The organism is Streptomyces colwelliae, from assembly GCF_048158785.1.
In the GTDB taxonomy this organism is placed as follows: Bacteria; Actinomycetota; Actinomycetes; order Streptomycetales; family Streptomycetaceae; genus Streptomyces.
Genome location: NZ_JBLTJC010001019.1, coordinates 1 through 408 on the forward strand (window position 1 = coordinate 1; position 408 = coordinate 408).

At 79.4% G+C, this 408-nt stretch carries 1 pseudogene; it reads left to right on the plus strand.

What is annotated here, in order from left to right:
• Positions 1-37: 37 nt before the first annotated feature.
• Positions 38-408 (plus strand): annotated as a pseudogene (locus ACNFOC_RS55625) (hypothetical protein); the annotation flags it as partial.

Genomic DNA, 408 nt, shown 5'->3' on the forward strand with positions numbered 1-408 from the left:
GGCGGGTGCGCCGGTACAGGTGCGCTCAACGACAGCTGTGCACCCGGGTGTTGCGCGCCGCGCGAGGCCCGGTGCCGGGCGGGTCTCCGGGGCGCGGGACCTGCGAGGGCGCCCCGCCGGGCCCGGACAGCGGGGCGAGGCGGCCACAACGGCGGTACCACGCAAGGGCGTTGCGCGCCCGCCGGGGCTCGACGCCGAGCGCGAGCGGAACACCGGGACCGGGCACCAGGACGACGCGCAGGCAACGGCGGCCATCCACACAGGCGTTGCGCACCCGGCCGAGCCCGCCCCCGGCCGGCGGGACGACGCGGCGGAACCGGCACACCGGGGCGCGGCGCCCATCCCACCGACCACGAACCTGCATCCACCCGAGACCCCGCGACCGACCACCCCGCTCCGCGCCCGGAC